We start from the raw sequence: 2,789 nt of genomic DNA on the forward strand, positions 1-2,789 counted from the left end.
AGTTGTCACACTGTCCAATGCCAGTGCCTGCTCAATAGCATCACGCATCCGCTGCTGTAATGCTGCCAAAGGACCATCAATCATTTCAGCCTGAACAGTTGCCGGTAACTGTTTGAACCAGCGTTGATATTCATCCGCTGTCATGGTGTTGGCGACCTTGGACATCGCTGATAATGCTTGTGCGTCTTCAGGTAAATTCACCCCTTTAAGTTGCAGCATATCCAGCAAAGATTCCGCATCTTTTGGCAGCTCACCAGTCTGATAACCTGCATTTTTCAGGCTATTCAATATTTCCAGCAGACTTTCAGGCACATTCAGATTATCAGCACCGATATTATGTCTACCGGGGGGATGGTTGTAATACACAATGGCGACACGCTTATCGGCATTGTCTTTTTGTTGTAGAGCCAGCCAGCCTTGCATGCGCAGTGCCTGACGGTTTATATGTTCTTTAATTGGTAGACTTTGCGTCAGCTGGGCCCCGGTTTGTGGGTCCATCTTTGCAGGCTCGGTCAATGCCAGAATCTGTGGCTGACTGACACCTTGCAACTCCGGCATGGCAATCCGATAATGAATCGAATCGCGAGGAATACCCTGTGAAGATAAGGCATAATCCGCCTCACTTAATTTATTAAGACGAATACCTTTTAAAACCGGAACATTAAGCTCAGTAAATAATTGTTCAACCTGCTCACGACCATCACCACCACCAATCACAAAGTCCTGAAAAGAAACGATTCCCCATGGTGTGTTTGGCAAAGATTTGTTCATCACCTTTTTGATCGTCTCAATAGCCTCAACACTGGGTTCGCCCCAGGCGGCCAATACGGAAACACATTGACTGTTCAGCGCCTGACAATACTGCTGATGCAGTTTCCATTCACCTGTTAAATCGCCGGTATCATGATCGACCAACCAGACAACAGGATTTGTTGTATCAAGTTGTTTGGCTAGTTCAGTTGGGCTTAACCATTGAGTTTTATCGTCTTTATGCAAAGCAAAGCGTAAAGCCCCAACAGGTTGTAATTCGGCTTTTTTACTGCCTTCTGTGAGCAACATGTCCAGCAGACTGCGTGAATTCTCTGTCGAACGGTTAACCCAGTAAGCACGAGCCTGTAACCAGTTAGCATACTCGGGATATTGAACCTGTTTGGCCTCTAACAGAGTTGTTGTGCTTAATGAGGCTTTATCACTCAAGATATGATTAGGAATAGATTGTGTAACCGGATCGCTATTTAATTCGATAAGCCGCTGGTCACTATGTAAAACATAGCGTTTTTGATCATTGTTATATTGCCGAACGAGTAATCGTTCCACAGGATCGCCAAATACACCAACCACTAATATGCTTGCACTGTTATCAATCAATTGCTGTAAGTCAGCATCAGTCAAAGCATTAAGCTGACTGACCGTGCGGATTTGAATGTCTGCATCAGGCTGTTGTTGTAATAATTGATGTGCTCCAGAGACCAAAGTCGGGGCAGAGCGATCTGACACAATAACCATTACATGATGCTCACTGGCATACGCACTTGAAGTTATCAGAGAAAACAACAGGGCAAATAGAAAAATGGGTCGGTGAAAACACAAGCGATATTTAACAATATAAGACATCAGACATCCTGCCGTAGCAAAAGCAGCTACCAGTTAGGTAAATAGCGGGCAGGGGACAGTATGGGTGTAATCTCGGAACGTTCAGGCACCCCGCCACGACTCCTTAGTTAGCTTCGGGCCGGTCTCCGGACTTACAGCTTAGCCATATTGGGGGCTGATTTTCTTTACTGGCCATTACGAATGTTGGCGATGAAAGATAAAAACAGATCCTCGGCATCATGTCTCGTCTTCCCATACTGTTAAGTACAGTGACTGTCGATCTATCAGGCAGATAGCGACCAGAGCAATGAAATAACTGTTTACCGTTGCGGGGGCAGTACAGGAATAACCAAATAAGAGGCGCACCTGTTTCCCGTTTAACCTTAATCACATGTAGCAATAAAGGCACCTGAAACTGCCTGCGATAATACAGACAAATGGTAATCAGTCAAACTATGCGATATTGGCAGTAATACGTTAATAAGACTGATCGTGATTTTGAGATAGTATTTGGCTGAACGTTAATAGCCCTTAGCTTTCATAGTCAGTAAGCTGTTTAATACTATGGGTAACTAATCCATAATCAATCACGACATTAAATTCAATAGAAGGAGAGTAAATATGGAATGGATATTACTAGGGATTGTCGGCCTGCTGATTTTATATGTGATTATTGAATACAATAAATTGGTTCGGCATCGCAATATCTTCCAGAATGCATTCAAACAGATAGACGTTACACTTAAGCAACGTCACGACATGATTCCGCAGCTGGTCAGCACCGTTAAAGGCTATGCCAAGCATGAACAGGAAACGCTTAATGGGGTAATTGAAGCCCGCAATCAAGCAGAAAAAATGCGTGATCAAACCGACTCGGGCGATGCAAAGTCAATGCTGGCGCTTGGACAGGCTGAAGGTGTGTTAGGTAAAGCAATGGGCGGCATCTTCGCTTTATCAGAAGCTTATCCGGATCTGAAAGCGGATGGTGCTTTCCGTGATCTGATGGAACAGCTGACCAGCATTGAAAACAAAGTGGCAGCCTCGCGCCGCGGCTACAACAATACGGTGCTTGAATATAACAATGTTCTGGAAACTTTTCCGACCAATATCCTAGCCAATATGTTCAGCTTTACTCGCGCCTCAGAGCTGGAGTTTGATGACCGTGAAGCGATTCAAGACGCGCCCAAGGTTGAGTT

The 2,789-nt window shown here is 44.7% G+C and carries 2 protein-coding genes and 1 riboswitch; of the genes, one reads left to right on the top strand and one right to left on the bottom strand.

Annotated elements, in window-relative coordinates; translation table 11 throughout:
• The coding region (locus B3182_RS16165) for a cobaltochelatase subunit CobN (RefSeq protein ID WP_292753521.1) at positions 1-1,614 on the bottom strand (1,614 nt) is incomplete at its 3' end.
• A 99-nt stretch (positions 1,615-1,713) separates the two neighbouring features.
• Positions 1,714-2,021, bottom strand: a riboswitch (cobalamin riboswitch).
• Between the two features lie 193 nt (positions 2,022-2,214).
• On the opposite strand from B3182_RS16165, the gene B3182_RS16170 reads away from it, so the two are divergent.
• Positions 2,215-2,789 (top strand): LemA family protein (locus B3182_RS16170; protein ID WP_292753524.1); only part of this gene is annotated, 575 nt, incomplete at its 3' end.

The organism is Methylophaga sp. UBA4204 (assembly GCF_002379485.1).
GTDB lineage: Bacteria > Pseudomonadota > Gammaproteobacteria > Nitrosococcales > Methylophagaceae > Methylophaga.